A 21,883-nucleotide genomic window follows, 5' to 3' on the forward strand; every position below is an offset into this window, starting at 1 on the left:
CCACCAGTATTTAATAAACCGTTAGAAAAAAGCCAAAGTCTCCTCTCTGGTAAATGCTACTGTATAAGCAAAACCAAAGAGGAGACTTTAGATCAATACCTTTTAATCCTGATTTTAAAATACCGGTAAACTACAGCGAATTTAGGTAAATAGCCCTAACCGATTCTCTGTTGGCCTCAACCGGTGCCAGACCTAAAAGCATTCCCAAACTGGGTGTGTTAAAGGAAAGCTCGGTAAGTTTTTCAACATCTGATTCACTAAAGCCTATATTTTTCAATCCCGGTTTTATACCCAGGCTTGACAACCAATCCCTTAATCCGTTAAAAGCTTTGTCCCCTTCATCCGGTGAGCCGGTAAGTCCGCCTACTATAGGTGACAATATATCGGCAAGAACTTTGGCTGAAGCAGGATAAATCTGCTTTACCACAGCCGGTACAAGAAGGGCAAGACCCAATCCGTGAGCGAGTTCCGGTTTAACAGCACTTAACGGGTGTTCCAAAGCATGGGTATAATGCAGCATACCGTTGTCAAAAGCAATACCTGCAATTAGAGAAGCATATAAAAGATAATATCTTGCTGTAAGGTCATTAGGATTGTTAATGGCCACAGGGAGATATTTGGCCACAAGCCGTACCGTTTCCTGAGCCAGTAAAATAGAATAGGGAGTTGCAACCTTTGTTGTAGCGGCTTCAATAACGTGATTTAAAGCATCCACCGATACATAAACCGTTTGCTCGGCAGGAAGTGAAGTCATAAGTGCAGGATCGTCAATGGAGTACAGAGGATATATGCAATCGTAAGCTATTGCCGGCTTATATTCCTTTTCCGGTATGCTGACAACTGCAAACCTGTCTACTTCGGTACCTGTTCCATGGGTAAGATTGACAGCAACTATTGGCACTGCCTTATCCGGTGTGAATTTGTATTCATAAAGCTCCCTTGCCGTTTTGTCTTTATACTCCATCAAAATGGCAACACTTTTAGCGGCATCAATAGGGCTTCCTCCTCCAATGGCAATTACTGCCTGTGCCCCAAACTCCAATGCCATTTTGGTGGCAGTATCAACTTGATCTACCGTTGGATTGGGAGTAATTTCAGTATACAGAACATGTTCAATATTGTTTTCTTCAAAAGCTTTTAATGTATAATCCCATGCACCGGATTTAACATAGGAGCTTTTACCGGTGATAACGATGACTTTGGAAATACCTTTTGCTTTCAACGCAGCGCAGATATCCGATATTTTTTTAATTGCTCCTACCCCTAAGTATACCGTTGTTTTTGCACGAATTTCACATACCTCATTGATATTAATTTGAGCCTCCCACATAAGAATACATCCCTTTCTTTCAATTTATCCGTTGTATTGTACGTTTATACTTCTTTTGTATTAATAATACAATATTAACCATAATATGTAAATAACACTTGATTATTTCCCTAAGCGTTTTCTTTTTTACTCACCGTATCCAGTAACAGCTTATGAATTCTTACATCATCACACAGTTCCGGATGAAAAGAAAGTCCTATCTGATTCCTGTACCTGACTGCCACAATTTTGCCCTCTACCTTTGCCAATATATCCACACCGTCACCTACAGTTTCAATAACAGGGGCACGGATAAATTTCATCGGAACTTTTCCCAATCCTTTGAATTCCTCCCGGGTAAAAAAGCTTCCCAGCTGTCTTCCGTAAGCATTTCTTTTTACAGTTACGGGAAGGGTGGCAAAATGTTTTTTTTCATCATTGCTTATGTGACTGGCCAATAGAATAAGTCCCGCACAAGTTCCCAATACCGGCATACCGCTCAGTATTCTCTCCCTAAGTTCGTCAAACATATCCTGTTCCTTAATCAGCTTTCCCTGTACCGTGCTTTCTCCGCCCGGCAGTATCAAGCCGTCAAAATCCCTGCTTAAATCCCTTTTCTTACGAAGTTCAAGGGTTTCCATCCCCATATTGTTAAGCATTATCTCATGTTCAACAAAAGCCCCCTGAACTGCCAACACCCCTATCCTCATATTACTTGCCCCTTTCAGACATAAGAAGCTCTATTTCCTGCTCATTTATACCCACCATTGCTTCTCCCAAGTCTTCTGAGAGTTCAGCAAGCATTTTATAGTCGTTATAATTGGTCACTGCCTTTACAATGGCATTAGCCCTCTTTTCCGGATTACCGGATTTAAAAATTCCCGAACCTACAAATACTCCTTCTGCTCCAAGCTGCATCATCAATGCCGCATCCGCCGGTGTAGCCACGCCTCCTGCCGCAAAATTCACCACCGGAAGTCTGCCGTTTTTGTGAACATACAGTACCAGTTCATAGGGTACCTGCAGTTCCTTGGCTTCATTGTAAAGCTCATCCTCACGCATGGATACGATTCTTGCAATCTGGCGGTTCATTGTCCTCAAATGGCGTACTGCCTGAATAATATCTCCCGTTCCCGCCTCTCCTTTCGTTCTGATCATTGAAGCGCCCTCATTGATTCTCCTTAAAGCCTCCCCTAAATCCCTGGCGCCGCATACAAAAGGCACTTTAAACTTGGTTTTGTCAATATGGTATAAATCATCGGCCGGTGTCAGCACTTCACTCTCATCTATATAATCGATTTCAAGTGCTTCCAGTATCTGAGCCTCTACAAAATGGCCGATACGGCATTTGGCCATGACAGGAATGGATACTGCACTTTGTATCTCTTTTATCAGTTTTGGGTCGCTCATTCTTGCCACGCCGCCCGCTGCCCTTATATCGGCAGGAATTCTTTCCAATGCCATTACGGCGCAGGCCCCAGCCTTTTCCGCAATGATGGCCTGTTCCGGACTGGTAACATCCATGATTACTCCGCCTTTTAACATCTGTGCCAATTCTTTATTTAACTCGTAACGCTTTTGTTCCATTTTTTATCTCCCTTTCTTTACAAAAATAACTATTACCATTATAATAATAAGTGGCCATATTAAAATATCCATTTTGATATTATTCAAAATGGTCAGATTGGGAGGGTATTTTGCCATGCTGACCTATTCTTTTGCATCTATAGGGTCAGACAGCCTTTATCATCATTTGTATAAATGTATTAAAAACGATATATTACAGGGCATTTTAGCTCCCGGAACCAAAATGCCTTCCAAACGGAGTTTTGCAAAAAATCTGAACATAAGTACCATAACCGTTGAAAATGCATATGCTCAGCTTATGGCTGAAGGTTATATTTACTCCTTGCCCAAGAAGGGATATTTTGTATCGGATATTACAAATACAATACAGACAAAGGTAAAGCCAAAGTCCGAAAACATTGCTGAAACCGAAAAAACAAAATCCTATTTTGCCGATTTTCTGAGCAACAGTACCAACCATGCCAATTTTCCTTTTTCAATCTGGGCTAAAATAATGAGAGAAATAATTTCGGAAAAAAGTGAAGAGCTGATGATCAAGCCACCCTGTGGCGGTATTTCGGAATTGAGACAGGCAATTGCCCTTTATTTGCATGAATTTCGCGGAATGAAAGTCTCTCCAAACCAAATTATAATCGGAGCCGGAACGGAATACCTGTATGGTCTGATAATTCAACTATTGGGCCATGACAAAATCTTTGCCGTTGAAGACCCCGGTTATAAAAAAATTGCCCTGATATACTTAAGCAACGGAGTCAAATGCGAATACATACCTATAGATGAAAGCGGCATCAGCATAAAAGATTTGGAGGAAAGCAAAGCGGATATTGTACATATATCTCCTTCCCATCACTACCCTACAGGAATAGTCACTCCCATTAGCAGACGCTATGAAATTTTAGGCTGGGCTTCCAAATCCGATTCGAGATACATTATAGAGGATGACTATGACTGTGAGTTTCGTTTGCTGGGAAAACCCATACCTTCCCTTCAAAGCATAGATGTCATGGAAAAGGTCATATATATGAATACCTTTACCAAAAGCCTTGCCTCAACCATTAGAATAAGCTACATGGTATTGCCGGCCCATTTGCTGGAAAGGTTTTATTCCAAACTCGGTTTTTATTCCTGTACCGTATCCAATTTTGAGCAATATACCCTTGCCAAATTCATCAGAGACGGATACTTTGAAAAGCATATAAACCGGATGCGCAATTTTTACCGCAATCAAAGGGATTTAATACTCCAATGCATAAAAAACAGCCCGCTCTCTTCCTATGTTACCATTAAAGAAGAAAATTCCGGGCTGCATTTTCTTATGAATATTAAAACTACTCTATCCGACGATGAAATTGTTAGCCGGGCAGAACAGGAAGGTCTTCGCATATCCTGTCTGTCCCAATATTATCACAAATCCGCACCAAATACCGAACACACAATAATCATAAATTACTCCGGCATTGAATCAAATAAGATTGAAGAAGCAATACAGCGTTTAAGCAAATGTTTGCTGTCTTAACTATTTTTTAAAGGTCTTGGTACAGAGCAGTGGATAAATATCTTTCACCTGTGTCGGGAAGCAGGGCAACAATAACTTTTCCCTTATTTTCCGGCCTTTTAGCTATCTGGGTTGCTGCAAAGGCAGCAGCTCCTGAAGATATACCAACCAAAAGTCCCTCTGTTCTTGCCAGTTTTCTTGATGTTTCGAAAGCTTCTTCATTCTTGACTGTAAATATTTCATCCACTACTTCTCTTTTAAAGTTGTCAGGAACAAATCCGGCTCCAATTCCCTGAATTTTATGAGGTCCTTTCTGTCCTCCCGACAGAACCGGCGAATCGGCAGGCTCTACAGCAACAATCTTAACTCCGGGTTTGCGCTGTTTCAATATCTCTCCTACACCGGAAATAGTACCGCCGGTACCAACTCCTGCCACAAATATGTCAACTTCGCCATCGGTATCTCTCCAGATTTCCTCTGCTGTTGTTTTTCTGTGAATCTCCGGATTGGCAGGGTTTCTGAACTGCTGAGGTATAAACGAGTTCTTTTCCTGAGCTGCCAATTCTTCTGCCTTCTTTATTGCCCCTCCCATTCCTTCGGCACCGGGAGTGAGTACCAATTCAGCACCCAATGCTTTCAATAAATTGCGCCTTTCAATGCTCATTGTATCAGGCATTGTAAGTATCAGTCTATATCCCTTTGCTGCCGCAACAAAAGCCAGTGCAATACCGGTATTACCGCTTGTAGGTTCAATTATTACCGTATCCTTGTTAATAAGCCCCTTTTCCTCTGCATCTTTTATCATTGCAAATCCGATTCTGTCCTTTACACTGGATGCAGGGTTGAAATACTCCAATTTTGCAATTAACCTTGCCTCAAGCCCGTTTACTTTATTGTAATTGGACAACTCAAGCAAGGGAGTATTTCCAATCAAGTCAGTAAGGTTCTTTGCTATTCTTGACATTTTTATCGCCTCCATGTCCTATTATATTTATTTAAATTCCCATTATATGTAATGCCCGTAACAATTATTCCTATGCCTTGTTAAGAGCCTGGTCAAGGTCATAAATCAAATCTTCCGCATCTTCAATTCCAATGGAAAGTCTTATCTGATCCGGAGTTACTCCCGCAGCTCTTTGATCCTCTTCAGACAGCTGAGCATGAGTTGTTGATGCAGGATGAATTACAAGGGATTTGGCGTCTGCCACATTGGCCAGTAATGAGAAAATTTCAAGGTTCTCGATAAATCTCTTGGCAGCCTCCACTCCGCCTTTTATTCCAAAGGTAAATATTGAACCGCATCCTTTAGGGAAATACTTCTTTGCCAGTTCATAATACTTGCTGCCCTCAATACTTGGGTAATTAACCCATGCTACCTTTGGATGGTTCCTTAAAAATTCAACTATCTTTTTGGTATTGGAAACATGTCTTTCAACTCTCAAAGAAAGGGTCTCCAAACCTTGAAGCAAAAGGAAAGAGTTAAACGGACTTATTGCTGCACCGGTATCTCTCAAAAGCTGAACTCTGGCTTTAATAATATATGCAACTGAACCTAATGTAGAATATATCAAACCGTGATAGCTTGGATCCGGCTCAGTAAATCCCGGGAATCTTCCGCTTGCTGCCCAATCGAACTTACCTGCGTCAACTATCACTCCGCCTATGGAAGTACCGTGTCCGCCAATAAACTTGGTTGCTGAATGTACAACAACATCAGCGCCAAACTCAATAGGTCTTATAAGATACGGAGTTCCGAAAGTATTGTCTACAATAAGCGGTACACCGTTTTCATGGGCAATTTTAGCCACTGCTTCAATATCAATTATATTGATTCCGGGATTGCCGATGCTTTCAATAAAAACAGCCTTGGTTTTATCATTGATAGCTTTTCTGAAGTTCTCAGGATCATCAGGATCTACAAAAACAGTTTTAATACCGAGCTTAGGCAATGTTACCGCAAACAGATTATAGGTTCCTCCGTAAAGTGTGCTGGCAGCGACAATTTCATCACCGCTTCCTGCAATATTAAGTATCGCATATGTAATAGCCGCCGACCCCGATGCAACAGCCAAAGCACCTACGCCGCCTTCAAGGGCTGCTATTCTCTGTTCAAACACATCATTGGTGGGGTTCATGATTCTGGTATAAATATTCCCAGACTCTTTCAGTGCGAAGAGATTTGCAGCATGTTCCACATTGTTAAACACATAGGAAGTGGTCTGATAAATAGGAACAGCTCTCGCCCCTGTAGTCGGATCCGGTTTCTGACCTGCATGTACCTGCAGTGTATCAAATTTCAGTTTTCTTTCACTCATAGTAATGCCTCCTTAAAATTTTACTTATCCTATCGTCTTAGTCGTATTTGCATTAAAAAATTAGATCCTTAAATATAATACATTGTTTCGTCTATCCCAACCAACTTCCTATAGTTATCAACAAGATCCTCCAAGGTGACAGAATCTGCCAAATCATTCAGCGCTTGATTCATCTTATCCCATACACACAACTTTATGCAATATTCTATGCCTGTTTCACTGCCATTGGAATTTTCCGTCTTCTCGTCGATAACAGAAAGAGGTCCTTCAAGAGCTCTCAAAATACGTCCGACTTTTATATCGGAAGGAGGTTCCGCTAAAATATATCCGCCCTGAGCGCCTTTAACGCTTTTTACCAATCCGGATTTCCTCAATATCGAAAAGACCTGTTCCAGATAATTTGTGGAAATCCCTTGCCTTTCTGCTATACTGCACAGTGCTACATGTTCTCCTTTTGCATTAACTGCAAGGTCAACCATTGCCCTAAGTCCATATCTGCCCTTCGTAGAGAACTTCATTTAGCTCACCTCTCTTTCTCCGACTATTCCTATATGTTTTATATTATATTATCAAAGAAGTACTTTTGTCAATAAAAGTTTTACAAATTTTATTTATATATAATAATCAATTTCGTAATCTTTATTGAAAAAGTTATTTCTGTAGTATTCAACCAAGTCATTAATGGTAATTGAATCTGCCACTTCATTGAGTGTTTTCATTACACTTTTCCAGAAACCGACAGTGGCACATTTTCCATACCTTTCACACAGGGGATTTTCATTAGTGGAAGTACAGCAGGCTACCGGAGCCAAAGGCCCTTCCAGTGAGGTTAAAACATCCCCCACTGTTATTTCTGAAGGACTTTTGGCAAGCATATATCCTCCCTGTGCTCCTCTCACACTTTCAACTATACCTGCTCTCCTTAATATTAAAAAAATTTGCAGTATATATGCTTCAGATATCCCACATCTTTCGGAAATACTTTTTAAACTTACACAACCTTCGGATGAATGTATTGCAAGATCAACCAAGGCTTCCAATCCGTATCTGCCCTTTGTGGAAATCTTCAATTTTATCACTCCATTATATTATTCTGAACTCTTTAAATTTTTATTAAGCTGGGACAAATCATAAGGTGTTTCCTGATATACATAATAATTGAGCCAGTTTGAAAAGAGAAGGTTTGCATGACCTCTCCAGTTCACTATCGGCGGCTTTGTTGGATCATCATCAGGAAAATAGTTCTTTGGAACTTTGATTTTCAGTCCTCTGGATATATCCCTGTCATACTCCTGCTTTAAGGTATACTGGTCATATTCCGAATGGCCGGTTACAAATATCTGTCTTCCTCCATCGGTCTTAATTACATATATTCCTGCCTCTTCGGAATCGGACAGAATATCAAGCTCATTTACCTTCAGTACGTCTTCCATTCGGATTTCAGTATGCCTGGAATGAGGAACATAGAATACATCGTCAAACCCCCTTAACAGCATGGTATTGGGTTTGTAAATGCGATGTGCAAATACACCAAAGAGCTTTTCCTCCAAAAGATACTTCTTAATGCCGTAATGATAGTACAATCCGGCTTGAGCTCCCCAGCATATATGGAATGTGGAATAGACATTGCTAAGGCTCCACTCCATTATCTGCTTAAGTTCTTCCCAGTAATTAACCTCTTCAAATTCCATATGTTCAACCGGTGCACCGGTAATTATCAGACCGTCGAATTTCATATCTTTAACTTCATCAAAGGTTTTATAGAATTTTGTCAGGTGCTCCTCCGAAGTATTTTTTGAGACATGAGTCTTCGGATGCAAGAGCTCTATCTCCACTTGTATAGGTGTATTACCAATCAACCGAAGCAATTGCGTCTCGGTAACAATCTTTGTAGGCATCAAATTCAGTATGGCAATTTTAAGTGGTCTTACATCCTGATGTATTGCCCTTTCCTCGCCCATTACAAATATATTTTCCTTCGTCAGCGTTTCTCTCGCCGGTAAATCCTCGGGTATTTTTATAGGCATACTTCAACCCTCCTGCATAGAACTTTTTTGGTTTATTCATATAAATTTACAATCGCCTTTTAATAAATGTTATTTAGACTATTTTCTTGAAATATCCATAAACACTTATTTCACTGCACGCTTACTCTATTATTGTCTGCTATTATAACACATGGTTAATATAAAAGTAAATTGTATAATTTAATAAATAAAACAGGCGGATTTGGCAAGTTTGTTGCCATAAATCCTCCTGTTTTAAAATAGCCGTAGCTTTAAAGCCCAATTTGCTCTCGCTGCAGCAGGTCTTGATTAACAAGGCACGCTGCCAAAACATACTAAAAGGCCTTTATTTTACATCGTATCCCTGATCTTCGATGGCACTCTTTATATTATCAACCGTCACCTTCGCAGGGTCAAATTCAATTGTAACCTTTTTACCATTAAGGTCTACGTCTACTTTTGCAACACCCTCCAGTGCGCCTACAGCCTTTTTTACACTGTTTTCACAGTGGCTGCAGGACATGCCTTCCACATTCAAAGTTTTTACTTCCATTGCCATAAAATACCTCCTTATCCTTTTGTTTTAGCTCCAAAGTATATAATTTATTCCGGAAACAATCACAATATCAATATTATATTGAATAATTACTTAATTATATACTAATTTTTTAAACATCAGGTTATTTTTCACCGGCAAGTTTATATCTTTTCAAACTCAGGGAGTTTGTCACAACCGAAACCGAACTGAAGGCCATTGCACCGCCGGCTATAATCGGGTTTAACATGCCAAAGGCTGCAAAAGGTATACCCACAATATTATAAATAAACGCCCAGAATAGGTTCTGCTTGATTTTCCTCATGGTTCTCCTTGAGAGCTTAATTGCCATCGGTATTGACCTTAAGTCGCCTCTCATTAAAGTTATGTCGGCTGCCTCTATGGCAACATCGGTTCCGGTACCTATAGCCATTCCTATATCCGCTGTTGCAAGGGCCGGTGCATCGTTTATACCGTCGCCAACCATGCCTACAACTTTGCCCTGCTTTTTCAGTCTTTCCACTTCCTCAGCCTTGTTTTCCGGCAGTACCTCGGCCAGCACATTGCTTATTCCCACCTGTTTTGCAATAGCATTGGCTGTTCTTTTATTATCGCCGGTTATCATGTAAACTTCAATACCCATCCTCTGCAAATCTTCTATTGCACTTTTTGAATTCTCCTTTACGGTATCTGCCACAGCTATAATTCCCTCTATCCTGTCGTCAACCGACACAAGCATGGCAGTCTTGCCCTCATCTTCCAGATTTACAATGACCGATTCACTGTTTGCAAGTTCAATGCCCTTTTCAGCCATTAGCTTCCTTGTGCCTATATATATGGTTTTGCCCTCCGTTATCGCCATAATGCCTCTTCCGGGAATTGCCTCAAATTTGTCAGGGTCAGGTAAATTCCCCAGTTCGGCTTTCCCCTTTTCATATATGGCAGCACCTAAAGGATGTTCCGATGGCTTTTCGGAAATGGCGGATATTTTTAAAATTTCCGATTGGGTTAAGCCTCCCAGTGATATAATATCTGTTACCTCAGGCTGCCCCTTTGTTATTGTTCCGGTTTTGTCAAGTACCACTGCATTAAGCTTATATGCCATTTCCAGGTACTCGCCCCCCTTGATAAGTATTCCGTTCTCCGCTCCTTTACCCGTTCCCACCATAATAGCAGTGGGAGTGGCCAGTCCAAGGGCGCAGGGGCAGGCAATAACCAATACCGAAACGGCACTTACAATTGCCGAGGTGAAATTCCCCACAGCAAAATACCATATTAAAAATGTAAGTAAAGCTATTCCCATTACACTGGGTACAAATATACCCGATACCTGGTCGGCAATTTTCTGAATGGGTGCTTTTGAGCCCTGAGCTTCCTCCACCATTTTAATTATTTGTGAAAGAGCCATGTCTTTTCCTACTTTTGTAGCTTCAAATTTGAAAGTTCCGTACTTGTTAATGGTGGCACCGATAACTAAGTCCCCTTCCTTTTTCTCCACCGGCAGGCTTTCACCGGTGAGCATGGATTCATCAACAGCTGAACTGCCTTCAATTATTTTTCCGTCCACAGGAATTTTTTCCCCCGGCCTTACAACAACTATATCTCCAACTTCCACATCTTCCACCGGAATATCCTGTTCTATGCCGTTCCTGATTACTCTTGCCGTTTTTGCCTGAAGTCCCATAAGTTTCTTTATGGCCTCCGAAGTCTTTCCCTTTGCAACAGCTTCCAAATACTTGCCCAGAAGAACAAGGGTTATAATTACCGAACTGGCTTCAAAATACAGTTCTTTCATCATCATGCCTTCCATATGCTCCACAAAAAAAGCGTTGTAGATGCTGAAAAAGTATGCAGCCGATGTCCCCATGGCCACCAGAACATCCATGTTTGCACTTTTTGCCCTTAGAGCATGGTAAGCATTTTTGTAAAACCTGAATCCGATAATAAACTGTACCGGTGTTGCAATAATGAGCTGGAAGTATTCATTGTGCAAAAAAGGTATATCGATATTCACCAGCATAAATACCATGGCCAAAAGCAAAGGAGAACTTAAAACTGCCGAAGCAATAAATTCCCACTTAAGTTTTTTGATTTCTTTTTCCCTTTCTTCCTTCTCCCTGTCTTGTGAAACATTTTCAACTTTTTCGGCGTTGTATCCCAATGCCTCAACAGCCTTAATCAAATCCGCACTTTTTATTTTTGAAGAATCGTATTCTATGCTTGCCCTCTGGGTTGCAAGATTCACCGATGCCTTTACGCCTTCAAATTTGTTAAGCCGCTTTTCTATCCTTGCACTGCAGGCTGCACAGGACATGCCGGTTATTTTCAGCTCTATTTTTGTCTTATATCCGTCATCTTCCTTTACAGCTTCATAACCTAATTTTTTAACCGCCTCACTGATTTTGCTGCTGTTTATAACACTGTCTTCAAACTCCACCGTAGCCTTTTCCATGGCAAAGTTCACACTGGCCTTTTTTACTCCTTCCAATTTATTCAGACCCTTTTCAATTCTTGCTGCACAAGCTGCACAGGACATTCCCGAAATTTTAAAAGTTTCCTTTCTGTCCACTTCTGTCACTTCCTTTGAGATTATATATTTTATATATACCCATATTGAGCTTCCTAATCCTTAAAAGTTCTGCTCTCATTTTCGTATTATTTTGTTTTCCAGTTTGCAGTAAATAAATTTTTGTTTTTTAAAATAAATTCTTCGGAAATAATAATATTTGTGCCGTCATCAATTTTATCCTCCTGCATTATGGGTATAGGGTTGCAGCCTCCCCTTTCCTTTTCCACCATATCCATACTGAACCTGTTTCCGCAGTTTTGGCATACCAGTTCTTTGCCTTCCTGTTTGTAATAAGCTCTCGGAGAACCGTTGCATATCTGGCATGTGTTAAAGGCTGTTCTGATTGTACCATCGGAAGCCTTGACAGCCAAAATTTCCAATTTGGTTCCATTTGCATTATAGGGGTAAAACTTTGCCGTTTCGGTTACTTCACTTTTGGGAATTACCAAATCTCCGCCTTTTGAAACTTTCGTATCATTTTTTCCGATAACACCTTTAACGGCAAATACACCTATAAGGATAACAACTACCACACCGACTGCAATAATTGATATTTTTTTTGCATTAAATTTCTGTACTTCTCCTTTTGAAGTTTGATTTTTGCTATTCATAACTTAAGCACCTTCCTTATATTTGATATTTTAAAAATTTATGAATAGGGCAATGTCACAGTAAACTCTGATCCCTTGCCCGGTTCGCTCTTAACTTCAATCTTTCCCCTATGGGCTTCAACCAAAGATTTGGCAATGGTAAGTCCTATGCCCGAACCTCCCGTGTTTCTGTTTCTTGACCTGTCAGCACGATAAAATCGTTCAAATATATAGGGCAAGTCCTCTTTCTCAATGCCGATTCCATTGTCTTTTACAATAATGACAGCATCCTTCTCCAATCCTGCTACTTTAATCTCCACAGTGCCTCCCTCCGGTGTACATTTCAAAGCGTTAGAAAGCAAGTTAACAATTACCTGGCTGATTTTATCCCTGTCAACCGAAACAATACACTTATTGCCTGTAACTTTCAGTTCCACTCCCTTATTCTTAAAATCGCTCTCAAAATTATACACAATGGTTTGGATAAGCTCCGACAGCTCAACTTTTTCCTTGTTCAATATCAGATTCTCACCTTCAAATTTAGCCAGCTGTTCAATATCCCTTACCATTCTGCCTATTCTTAAAACTTCCTCATGGCAGCTTTTCAGTCGCATTGCATCCGGCTTCCATATGCCATCAATCATGGCTTCAAGATGACTCTGCAGCGTTGCTATGGGAGTTCTGAACTCATGGGCAACATCCAAAGACATTCGTTTTCTTAAAGCCTCTTGTTTTTCAAGAGTTTCAGCCAAATTGTTGATTGCTGAAGTCATCTCGCCTATCTCTTTTGTACTTGATTCTTCCACAATTCTGTCCCTGTAATCTCCCCTGGCTATAATCTGGGTTGCCCTGATCACCCTGGATATGGGCTGACTCAGTCTTCTGGCCATGATTGTTCCGAAAACTACAGCTAAAAGCACTGAAATCAATCCTATTCCAATCAGCACCTTATTTAAGGAATTTATAAAGTCAAGGTCACTGTCATTAAAATAAAAGGGACCATAGTACCCAATCTCAACAACGCCAAAATTCAGGTTGTCTTTATAAAGAGGGTATGAATTTTCCACATACCTGCCGTCAAAATTTTTATAGCGGCTTTCCATATTTTTAGCCATATGGGCAAGCATTTGCGTGCACAATCCGTTGTTGTGAACGGTGGCATCCCATATAACATTCCCTTTCAGGTCTTTCACCTTCACTATCAAGCCGTTTTCCAAAGCATATATTCCGATATCCTCGATAACATCCCTGTTCCATACATCGTCTCTATACTGCTGGTTTATAAGTGATACAACTTCCTTGTTCCTCTCTTCCTGCTGCCTTATGATATAGCTTTGAAAATACTTTTCCAAAACCACATTTGTAAAAAAAAAGATTAGAGAAACCAGCAGCAATATAATAAAAATATATGAAAGGGTAAGTTTTGTCCTTAAGCTATATTTCACTCTTATCACCGCCAAAACGATATCCGATCCCGTGAACGGTAAGTATATATTTAGGATTCTTTGTATCATCCTCTATTTTCTGTCTCAAGTTTTTAATATGGGTATCCACAGTTCTGTTATAACCTTCAAAATCCTCACCAAAAACCAGATTAATCAGCTCTTCACGGGTAAAAACCTTTGAAGGAAACTTCACTAAAGTTAATAAAAGTTTAAACTCATAGGGAGTCAGGTTAATAATTTTTTCTCTCTTTCTGACCTCGTATCTTAAGGTATCGATAACCAATTCTCCATCATTGAAAGATATTATACCGGAAAGCGGCATATTTTCACCGGAAACACGCCTTAAAAGTGCCCCGACCCTTGCTACAAGCTGCCTGGGGCTAAAAGGTTTTGTCACATAATCATCAGCTCCGATATCAAGTCCCCTTAACACATCCTCCTCTTCCACCTTCGCAGTAAGCATAATTATCGGGACCGATGACCTTTTTCTGATAGCTTTGCAGATTTCTTCCCCGCTTAGATCCGGCAGCATCAGGTCCAAAATTATAAGTGAAGGATTCATTTTTTCGTACATCTCCATGGCTTGTCTCCCGTTAAAAGCTGCATATACGATGTACCCGCTGTTTTCCAGATAGGACTTTACCACTTCAACAATTTTATCTTCATCATCAACCACCAGTATTCGTTTTAAATCGCTATGCATCCGAATTTCTTACCTCCGACAGTAAATTCTCGAATCCCGCTTGATTTTTATTCAGATGGGAAATTAAACTTACCGACTCCTATTTAATATCGTTAACATCTACTTCGTCCAGATTATCTACAACTTTTATATACCCGTTTATCATTCCCATCCAACATGTATAGTTTATATTACCGGTTTCCAATGGCATAAATTCAATTACATTATCCCCCGGTACCAACTTTTTGACAATATTATACTTCGGAATTGTAACAGGATTATTGCAGCCGTTCAATTCACTTTCATCGGCTTTGATGGTCCATCTCACCAAAACCCCTTTTTGAACCACAATTGGATCATAACTGCCCGATTTCATCTCTGTTGTAACCAACTGCACTCCATTTTCGATTCTTGCTATATTCTTTGCCTTCTGATTGGCAAAAGCTATATTTAACCCTGAAAGGTTAAAACCTCTGCCTGTCATCACAATTCCGAGGATAATGACCAGAACCGCACTTGCTTTCATCATCCTGCGGCTAAACTTACTGCTGATCAGTGAGCTTACTGCTCCAAAGCCAAACATTAGCGGCACGGTACCAATGCTAAAAAAGAACATGGACATGGCTCCCCTATAAAAACTGCCTGTCCCAAGGGCATATATCTGCATAGCCTGCAACGGTCCGCAGGGCATCAATCCGTTTAGAAGTCCTATATAGAACGGTCCACGTTTGCCGTTATTGTTAAAAACTGCCCTGCTCAGTACCTTCGGCATGCGGGGATTTATTTTTCTGAGCCACGGGAAAATATTCAGCATATTGATACCCATTATTATCATTAATATACCCGAAACAATGGCCACAATACCCTTTGCCCGTCCGGGAAAGCTCACCAGAGAGCCCAGTGCCCCAACCAAGCCGCCTATTACCGTATATGAAATCACCCTTCCTCCATTATACAAAAGAGTGGGTTTAAGCTTTGAAATACTTCCTTTTTCAGCTTCATCAAACGTATATGCGATGCACTGGGAAAGGTTTATACCTCCGCACATGGCGATACAGTGAAGGGATGTTAAAAGTCCAACGGTAAAAAGCATGCCATACCCCATATCCCGGTTTACCTGAGGAATAAAATTAAATCCCACTGTATTTTTAACAGCCAAATATACAGCTAAAACAATAATTACTATACCCAGCAATTGATTTACCGATAATTTATAATCACCGTCGGATCGCTTTTCCCTGTCGTTCGCTTTTTTACCGTCTGTTGCTGCCATTACTTGATAATCCAGCTCTTCCACTGCTTTAATAATACTGTCAAGATTTATTCTGTCTTTATCATAAATGACATTTACTTTCGATTGGGAGTAAACTGCCTTAACAGCTTTGATACCTTCCATATTTTTTAATTTTTTCTCTATTCTCATCTCACAGTTTACACACGTCATCCCTTTTATCTCAAGTACCTTTGAGATGAAAACTTCCGGCATAAAACCACCTCAAACAATGTTGTGAGCATATAATATCAATGAATTGTGTAGATTTTATGAAGATTGTTCAAAACAGCCAATAAATTTTTATTCTCTTTCCTTCGGCTGTTTTCTCCCCGATTTCAATACGGCCAATCATAATGCTTACCATATTGTGCTTTAATTCCTTAAACTCAATCAAGTCTTTCACAATGTCTTCATAATCAATGCCGGTTTTTTCGTTTAACTCCATCTCTTTTTGAATAGTTTTCTGTCTTTCCGAAAGCTTTCTTTTTTCTTTTATAAATTCCCTATTAAGTTCAATAAACTGTTCCTCATCAATAATTCCTTTAATTTTATCAATATAAAGGCTCTTAATTGCAAGTTCCTTTTCCGATATTTCTTTTTTTATTTTCTTAATTTCTTCATGGTATTTTCTCTCATTATAAGCCCATTTCAGTTCTTTTTCCAATCTTTCCGCCATCTTTGGAATGTCAATATATCGTTTCAGATGCTCCTTTATTTTACATTCTATCAAATCGGTAAGTTCATCCAGTCTCGTTAAATGAGATGTACACATCTTATTCCCGTATGATGCGGAGTATAATTTGCATCTTAAATAGCTATACTTTCCGGAAGTGACTTTCACCATTGTACTTCCGCAGTCATGACATTTTACTTTGGATGCAAACAAATGGGGTTTTCCGTTTCCTGCAGATTTAATTCTGCCATCCATCCTCTGCTGAACGGCAAAAAATACAGATTTATCAATTATAGGCTGATGGGTATTTTCTACCCTTACCCACTTATCCGGTGAAACGGCAATCATTTTTTTGGATTTATAACTCAGTTTTTTGCGTTTTGCCTGAACCGTATTGCCTATATAAGTTTCGTTCCTCAGAATTCGTTTTACGGTTGTTTTATTCCAAAGCCCATAATCCTCTGTCTTAAAGGGATTCTTATAATTTAGGCCCATAAGTTCCTTGTATTTGGTAGGGTTTGGTATACCCTCACGATTTAGCATCGATGCTATCTGTTGAGCACCAAAGCCTTCAAGATAACGGCTAAAAATCCTTCTGACTACCCGGGCTGCTTCTTCATCTATCAGTAATTTGTTATTATTCAGAGGATCTTTTTTATAGCCATAAGGAGCAAAAGACCCGATAAATTCTCCTCTCTTTCGTTTAACGTCAAACACTGCTTTTATATTTTCCGATATATCCTCACAATACCACTCATTGACCAGGCCGTTTATCTGGCGGGATTTTTTATTTCCTTTTTCAAAGGTGTCGGCATTGTCGGTGACACCTATAAACCTTATTCCCCACTCAATAAATTTGTGGTGGAGATATTTTTCCACCAGCTCCATATCCCGTGTAAACCGGGATTGACTTTTGCACAGCACTATATTGAATTTTCCTGCCTCAGCATCGGCTATCAACTGTTTAAAGCCAGGACGCTCGGAATCAAGTCCTGAATAGTCATCGTCACAATAAATTTTATAAACCTCCCATTTATTTTCCCTTGCAAAATCCAAAAGAAGTTTTTTCTGGTTTTGTATGCTCTCCGAATCCTCATATTTATTCGCTTTGTTTTTATCTTCGTCCGATAGCCTGCAATATATTGCTACTATATTCAATATTCATACCTCCCGGCTGATCTTTGAAAAGAGCACAGAGATTACATATCCTTTTCGGCGGGATTTTCATGAATAGAATTCTTTGTCTCTTCATAGTCTTTTGCATTCTTAATCATATCAACCAGTATATCCTCAAGCATTTTTTTCCTGCTGTCCTCATCCTTAGTCAGAAACACTTCTTCAACAATAAACATAAAAATCAACTCCAATAGACTTGTTACAAGGATGTTTATTGTGCATAGGAAACCGTATCATGGGGTGCCGTACCATCTAAAAGTGCCACCTTAATTTCCGGAATTACCACTCCATCAAGGCTGTTATTGTCACTGGAACAGTGCATATATTCCACATCGTAACCTCTGCTATTCATTTCTTCCCCTATTTTTTTCATAAAGGTCGACTTGCCTACACCGGGCCCGCCTTTTATACAAATTATTCTGGTTGCCTCTTCCTGACTCAATATGTAATCATAGTAGCTGAAAAAACCCTGTGATGTATTGCCACCTGCGAACATGTGCCTTACATTTCCTTTTTTCATAGAATCCCTCCATTGAGATATGACCTCATCGTCACCAAAATCTATTTATACTATTAAGATATGCAAACAGGTGCGGCACGTGAATAAAATATATAACCATACAATAATTGACAGAAAATTACTCATATGATAGTCTAAAATTACAGACAGTTATTATATTCTAAAGCTTAAATTATTTTAGTTTCTTTAAAAAGGGGGATTTTTTATGCTTTTTAAACAGAAACCGAAACTTATTGTAATTTTAGCCCTATCAATTGTACTTGTTTCAGCATGTTCAGTGTTTTTAATCCATAAAAACAGGTCAGCTTATACTCCTGCAATTGACGAAAGTTTTACTCCATCAGCAGATATAACTTATTCTCCTTCAGTAAATGCAATTAATACTCCTTCAGCAGACGTAACTTATATTCCTGCAACGGATGTTTATGAATTTCCCATTACTGCGGATAAAACTCCCGATGAATGGAAAGAACTCGAAGACTACAGTGAAAAGCTGGCTGTGCTCCAAATACCTGAGGATGTCCTGGCAACCATATCCACCAAAGGATTGTTTGAGACCTGCTTAAATTATCCTTTTATTATAAATATGCTTATGTTCAACTACTATCAGGATGCCTTCGACAGTTTATGCAGTTTTAACGGATTGCAGGAACTGCTGAAAAGATCCGATGCCGGCTCAATTATTCTCAGCTATTATAAAAGCATAGATTTCAATAATCTTGAGAAGTATAGCAATTTTCCCAGTTGTTTTATAACATATATTGAAATGATGCTGGCACAGGACTCCATCTTATCCGGTATGGAACCGTCCGAAAGAAAGGAACTTTTAGATTTGGCATTGAAAAAACACAAAAAAAATGCTTCATCGTTAACCGACATCTGGATTGGCAGGATCTTAAAAATTGAAAGCAAAGAATTTCAGGAATATCTAAAGCAAAACCCGAAAGATAAAGAATTCATCGACAGAGTTCCGGTTGTATCTACTCCCCCCGATTGGGATAAGATTGTTGAAAAATTTGTCCGCTGACCCCAAACTAACCGTAATAGAAAATATTTAAGCCAATCGAAATCGAATTCTTTACAATTTCACTTTAAAATTAATCTCTATAAAACATTCAGGACAATGAAACCGTTACCATTGTCCTGAATTAATATAAATATCCTTTTTGTTAAATTCGTAATACAAGTATATATATGCTATAAATTTATATAAATGTGCAGCAATTTAAACATTCCTGGGAAATTTCTTTGTATTTCTTATAGGAAAGGTTGAGCAATGCTTTATCCTGACTGTAGGTAACAAGTTTCATAGCTTCTTCGATATCGAAAAATCCGCCATCTTGAAATTTTTCTTTTTCGGAAATGTGGAATTTATCGGAATCTGTTTTCATAATGAACCAGGTAATTTTATTGCAGATTGGTTTTTGTCTGGTAACAGAATAGAATTCGTAACTTGTATCACCGGCTATAGAAATGATGTTTGCGATAATGCCGCCTTCTTCAAAAACTCTTTTTTGTGCAACTTCAGCCGGGAGATCCCCGTTTCGCATTACACCTTTGGGAAATACCCACTCTTCTTTCTCATTCTTCAGCAAAAAAACTTTGTCCCCATAAAACACTATGCCGCCAGCACAATTTCTTACTATCATGATAGTAGCCTCCTTTTTAGTGCTTTCTAACATTTCAATTTCTTAGAATTAAATGTTAGAAATACACTTATAATGATCTTGGATCTGACTGATAATCTTGGACCTGCAAGCTTTCAACAAATTTTCGCTATGCTGCTCTTAACCTGGAGTGCGTGTTTATTGTGTCTTGGCATTACAAACAAGTGGATTTGACTTTTTTCGATGTGGCTCACTTCGTATTTCAATATCAATAAGATCGTGAAGTGCTTTGAACATCTAATCTTTATTAGACTTGAAATGAGTGAGTGCTTTTTATCCACCCCTCCTTTCATTAGACATTAAATGGAAGAATATTAAAATAGCACTAAAGGCACTTCCCAACTACATTTGGGAAATGCCTACCTCTATTGTTATTGTATCATAATTTGCATCATTTGTCAAACAAAGAAGCATCCATTTTCACCCAACCTTTAAATTTATTCTATACGCAAAAACAACTCACATAATGGGTGCAAAGATTTTTAGTATGGAAACCAATAGGACATTATACCATTTAATGTCTTGAAAATCCTCGATTTTCATCTCTCTGCACACCTCTAAAGTATTTAAAAAATCTCTTTTAATATCCATTACCACACTGCTATTGTACATCCAGACACCGCATTCATATTGCATAAAGAAGCTTCTGTAATCCATATTTATAGTGCCAACCAAACCGAACTTGTCATCGGTCACAATGGTTTTTGCATGCATAAACCCCGGTGTATATTCATAGATTTTGACACCGCTTTCAATGAGAATCTTATAGTTTGATTTCGAAACCATATGCACATACCACTTATCTGCACAATGGGGTGTAATTATGCGAACATCCACTCCTGACTTTGCCGCTGAAGTCAGTGCCCTCATCATTTCATGATTAATAATTAAATAAGGAGTAGTTATATAAATATAGTGCTTTGCTTTATTAATCAAGTTAAGATAAATGATTTCACCCACATTTTCGTCATCCAAAGGGTTATCGGAAAAGGGCTGATAATATCCATTAGGGACTATTGAAGTATCATACCTGATTTTATTTTTGTATTTGTCTAAATTTTCTTTTGTCCCCCTTAGATATTCCCACATTGTTAAAAACATTACTGTCATACTCCAGACAGCATCGCCTTTGATCATTATGGCGCTGTCTTTCCAATGTCCGTGTTTTTTGATTTCATTAATGTATTCGTCGGCTAAATTTATACCTCCCGTAAACCCGGTGTGGCCGTCAATTATTGTCATTTTCCTGTGGTCTCTGTTATTCATGCGGACATGGAGTATGGGAATCATGGGATTGAATACACAGCACTTTATACCGATTCTCTCTAACTTCTCATTGTATTTGTACGGCAATGAAAGGAGACAACCGGCATCATCGTAGATTATTCGTACATCCACGCCTTCTTTTACCTTTTCCGAAAGTATATCCAATATACTGTTCCACATTACCCCTTCCTCTATTATAAAATACTCCATAAATATAAAATGTTTGGCTTTTTTCAGTTCCTCCTTCAGTCTTTCGAATTTAGCTTCACCGATGGGCAAATATTCCCCGAAAGTGTTTTTGTACAGCGGATAGTAGGCATTATCCTCAATGTACTTCGATTGGACCGCCGCTGACTCGCAAAGATTCTTAATTTCCCTCTGCATACCCCTTTGCGGTGCCAATGCTTTATTAATTTTTTGTTCAATTAATCTCATCTTTCTTTTTTCTCTTTTGCTCAGGCGTTTTCCTCCTAAAAAAAAATAAAATATCCCTCCAAAAATCGGAAATAATAATATAGGGATAATCCATGCAATTTTGTAGGAAGGATTGCTCCTATAATCGTTAATAATCCATAAAACTGCAGCTATACTAATGAACAGACTTATCCAATAGAAATAAACGAAGTATTGGCTGAATTTTGAGATTATCCCTATAAGTACAACAAGTTGCAGTATTATAGCTACCGATATAAGAACAATCCTTCTTTTTAGAAATTCTACAACAGATTTCATCTGATGCCCTCATCTCTTTTATTGGCTAAATACTATCTCTCTT

20 protein-coding genes and 1 pseudogene are annotated in these 21,883 nt (G+C 39.1%); 2 read left to right on the top strand and 19 right to left on the bottom strand.

Going from position 1 to position 21,883, the window contains the following annotated elements:
* Positions 1-130: 130 nt before the first annotated feature.
* The 3 genes from CLOCL_RS10695 to pdxS all read right to left on the bottom strand — a co-directional run bounded on the left by CLOCL_RS10695 (position 131) and on the right by pdxS (position 2,896).
* On the bottom strand, positions 131-1,330 hold the full coding sequence (locus CLOCL_RS10695) for an iron-containing alcohol dehydrogenase (RefSeq protein ID WP_014255369.1): 1,200 nt from the start codon (positions 1,328-1,330) through the stop codon (positions 131-133).
* Positions 1,331-1,440: 110 nt separating this feature from the next.
* Positions 1,441-2,019 (bottom strand): pyridoxal 5'-phosphate synthase glutaminase subunit PdxT, encoded by a 579-nt coding sequence (gene pdxT, locus CLOCL_RS10700; protein WP_041715089.1) that lies wholly within the window; start codon positions 2,017-2,019, stop codon positions 1,441-1,443.
* Position 2,020: 1 nt separating this feature from the next.
* Positions 2,021-2,896 (bottom strand): pyridoxal 5'-phosphate synthase lyase subunit PdxS, encoded by an 876-nt coding sequence (gene pdxS / locus CLOCL_RS10705; protein ID WP_014255371.1) that lies wholly within the window; start codon positions 2,894-2,896, stop codon positions 2,021-2,023.
* A gap of 115 nt (positions 2,897-3,011) precedes the next feature.
* Here pdxS and pdxR point away from each other — a divergent pair, with 115 nt between their 5' ends.
* Positions 3,012-4,412, top strand: a complete 1,401-nt coding sequence (pdxR, locus tag CLOCL_RS10710) for a MocR-like pyridoxine biosynthesis transcription factor PdxR (protein ID WP_014255372.1) — start codon at positions 3,012-3,014, stop codon at positions 4,410-4,412.
* 7 nt (positions 4,413-4,419) lie between these two features.
* Here the strand turns inward: pdxR and cysK are convergent, their stop codons facing one another.
* The 14 genes and pseudogenes from cysK to CLOCL_RS10775 all read right to left on the bottom strand — a co-directional run.
* Positions 4,420-5,355, bottom strand: coding sequence for a cysteine synthase A (gene cysK, locus CLOCL_RS10715; RefSeq protein WP_014255373.1), 936 nt, complete (start codon positions 5,353-5,355; stop codon positions 4,420-4,422).
* Between the two features lie 70 nt (positions 5,356-5,425).
* Complete coding sequence (locus CLOCL_RS10720; RefSeq protein WP_014255374.1) at positions 5,426-6,706, bottom strand: homocysteine synthase; 1,281 nt, start codon at positions 6,704-6,706, stop codon at positions 5,426-5,428.
* 68 nt (positions 6,707-6,774) lie between these two features.
* Complete coding sequence (locus CLOCL_RS10725) at positions 6,775-7,224, bottom strand: RrF2 family transcriptional regulator (protein ID WP_014255375.1); 450 nt, start codon at positions 7,222-7,224, stop codon at positions 6,775-6,777.
* Positions 7,225-7,317: 93 nt separating this feature from the next.
* Positions 7,318-7,776 carry an RrF2 family transcriptional regulator gene (locus tag CLOCL_RS10730; RefSeq protein ID WP_014255376.1) on the bottom strand — a complete coding sequence of 153 codons (459 nt, stop codon included), beginning with the start codon at positions 7,774-7,776 and terminating at the stop codon, positions 7,318-7,320.
* 18 nt (positions 7,777-7,794) lie between these two features.
* Positions 7,795-8,733 (bottom strand): homoserine O-acetyltransferase MetA, encoded by a 939-nt coding sequence (gene metA / locus CLOCL_RS10735; RefSeq protein ID WP_014255377.1) that lies wholly within the window; start codon positions 8,731-8,733, stop codon positions 7,795-7,797.
* 325 nt (positions 8,734-9,058) lie between these two features.
* Positions 9,059-9,265 carry a copper chaperone CopZ gene (copZ, locus tag CLOCL_RS10740; RefSeq protein ID WP_174269798.1) on the bottom strand — a complete coding sequence of 69 codons (207 nt, stop codon included), beginning with the start codon at positions 9,263-9,265 and terminating at the stop codon, positions 9,059-9,061.
* A gap of 127 nt (positions 9,266-9,392) precedes the next feature.
* Entirely contained in the window at positions 9,393-11,816 is a 2,424-nt protein-coding gene (locus CLOCL_RS10745; protein WP_041715091.1) for a heavy metal translocating P-type ATPase, read from the bottom strand.
* Between the two features lie 86 nt (positions 11,817-11,902).
* Positions 11,903-12,427: a DUF2318 domain-containing protein gene (locus CLOCL_RS10750; RefSeq protein ID WP_014255380.1), complete on the bottom strand. Its 525-nt coding sequence runs from the start codon at positions 12,425-12,427 to the stop codon at positions 11,903-11,905.
* 38 nt (positions 12,428-12,465) lie between these two features.
* A complete protein-coding gene (locus tag CLOCL_RS10755; protein ID WP_014255381.1) occupies positions 12,466-13,851 on the bottom strand; it encodes a sensor histidine kinase in 1,386 nt (461 codons plus the stop codon).
* Positions 13,841-14,554 carry a response regulator transcription factor gene (locus tag CLOCL_RS10760; protein ID WP_014255382.1) on the bottom strand — a complete coding sequence of 238 codons (714 nt, stop codon included), beginning with the start codon at positions 14,552-14,554 and terminating at the stop codon, positions 13,841-13,843. The genes CLOCL_RS10755 and CLOCL_RS10760 overlap by 11 nt, the downstream gene beginning before the upstream one ends.
* 79 nt (positions 14,555-14,633) lie before the next feature.
* Positions 14,634-16,019, bottom strand: coding sequence for an urease accessory protein UreH domain-containing protein (locus tag CLOCL_RS10765; RefSeq protein ID WP_014255383.1), 1,386 nt, complete (start codon positions 16,017-16,019; stop codon positions 14,634-14,636).
* Between the two features lie 67 nt (positions 16,020-16,086).
* Positions 16,087-17,637 (bottom strand): recombinase family protein, encoded by a 1,551-nt coding sequence (locus CLOCL_RS10770; RefSeq protein WP_014255384.1) that lies wholly within the window; start codon positions 17,635-17,637, stop codon positions 16,087-16,089.
* A gap of 41 nt (positions 17,638-17,678) precedes the next feature.
* Complete coding sequence (locus CLOCL_RS22535) at positions 17,679-17,831, bottom strand: hypothetical protein (RefSeq protein ID WP_014255385.1); 153 nt, start codon at positions 17,829-17,831, stop codon at positions 17,679-17,681.
* A 59-nt stretch (positions 17,832-17,890) separates the two neighbouring features.
* Positions 17,891-18,175 (bottom strand): annotated as a pseudogene (locus tag CLOCL_RS10775) (P-loop domain-containing protein); the annotation flags it as partial.
* Positions 18,176-18,380: 205 nt separating this feature from the next.
* On the opposite strand from CLOCL_RS10775, the gene CLOCL_RS10780 reads away from it, so the two are divergent.
* Positions 18,381-19,202 (top strand): hypothetical protein, encoded by an 822-nt coding sequence (locus tag CLOCL_RS10780; RefSeq protein WP_014255387.1) that lies wholly within the window; start codon positions 18,381-18,383, stop codon positions 19,200-19,202.
* A gap of 178 nt (positions 19,203-19,380) precedes the next feature.
* Here the strand turns inward: CLOCL_RS10780 and CLOCL_RS10785 are convergent, their stop codons facing one another.
* Together CLOCL_RS10785 and cls are read right to left on the bottom strand one after the other, a co-directional pair.
* A complete protein-coding gene (locus CLOCL_RS10785; protein WP_014255388.1) occupies positions 19,381-19,824 on the bottom strand; it encodes an NUDIX hydrolase in 444 nt (147 codons plus the stop codon).
* A 477-nt stretch (positions 19,825-20,301) separates the two neighbouring features.
* Positions 20,302-21,840: a cardiolipin synthase gene (gene cls / locus CLOCL_RS10790; RefSeq protein ID WP_014255389.1), complete on the bottom strand. Its 1,539-nt coding sequence runs from the start codon at positions 21,838-21,840 to the stop codon at positions 20,302-20,304.
* Between the last annotated feature and the right edge of the window lie 43 nt (positions 21,841-21,883).

Source organism: Acetivibrio clariflavus DSM 19732 (genome assembly GCF_000237085.1).
Taxonomy (GTDB): Bacteria; Bacillota; Clostridia; order Acetivibrionales; family Acetivibrionaceae; genus Acetivibrio; species Acetivibrio clariflavus.

Coding starts and splice junctions, on each gene's coding strand:
- CLOCL_RS10785 (WP_014255388.1), bottom strand. CDS start 19,824: ATGATAGTAAGAAATTGTGCTGGCGGCATAGTGTTTTATGGGGACAAA.
- copZ (WP_174269798.1), bottom strand. CDS start 9,265: ATGGAAGTAAAAACTTTGAATGTGGAAGGCATGTCCTGCAGCCACTGT.
- pdxR (WP_014255372.1), top strand. CDS start 3,012: ATGCTGACCTATTCTTTTGCATCTATAGGGTCAGACAGCCTTTATCAT.
- cysK (WP_014255373.1), bottom strand. CDS start 5,355: ATGTCAAGAATAGCAAAGAACCTTACTGACTTGATTGGAAATACTCCC.
- CLOCL_RS22535 (WP_014255385.1), bottom strand. CDS start 17,831: ATGTTTATTGTTGAAGAAGTGTTTCTGACTAAGGATGAGGACAGCAGG.
- CLOCL_RS10760 (WP_014255382.1), bottom strand. CDS start 14,554: ATGCATAGCGATTTAAAACGAATACTGGTGGTTGATGATGAAGATAAA.
- CLOCL_RS10720 (WP_014255374.1), bottom strand. CDS start 6,706: ATGAGTGAAAGAAAACTGAAATTTGATACACTGCAGGTACATGCAGGT.
- metA (WP_014255377.1), bottom strand. CDS start 8,733: ATGCCTATAAAAATACCCGAGGATTTACCGGCGAGAGAAACGCTGACG.
- CLOCL_RS10695 (WP_014255369.1), bottom strand. CDS start 1,330: ATGTGGGAGGCTCAAATTAATATCAATGAGGTATGTGAAATTCGTGCA.
- CLOCL_RS10750 (WP_014255380.1), bottom strand. CDS start 12,427: ATGAATAGCAAAAATCAAACTTCAAAAGGAGAAGTACAGAAATTTAAT.
- pdxT (WP_041715089.1), bottom strand. CDS start 2,019: ATGAGGATAGGGGTGTTGGCAGTTCAGGGGGCTTTTGTTGAACATGAG.
- CLOCL_RS10765 (WP_014255383.1), bottom strand. CDS start 16,019: ATGCCGGAAGTTTTCATCTCAAAGGTACTTGAGATAAAAGGGATGACG.
- CLOCL_RS10725 (WP_014255375.1), bottom strand. CDS start 7,224: ATGAAGTTCTCTACGAAGGGCAGATATGGACTTAGGGCAATGGTTGAC.
- pdxS (WP_014255371.1), bottom strand. CDS start 2,896: ATGGAACAAAAGCGTTACGAGTTAAATAAAGAATTGGCACAGATGTTA.
- CLOCL_RS10780 (WP_014255387.1), top strand. CDS start 18,381: ATGCTTTTTAAACAGAAACCGAAACTTATTGTAATTTTAGCCCTATCA.
- cls (WP_014255389.1), bottom strand. CDS start 21,840: ATGAAATCTGTTGTAGAATTTCTAAAAAGAAGGATTGTTCTTATATCG.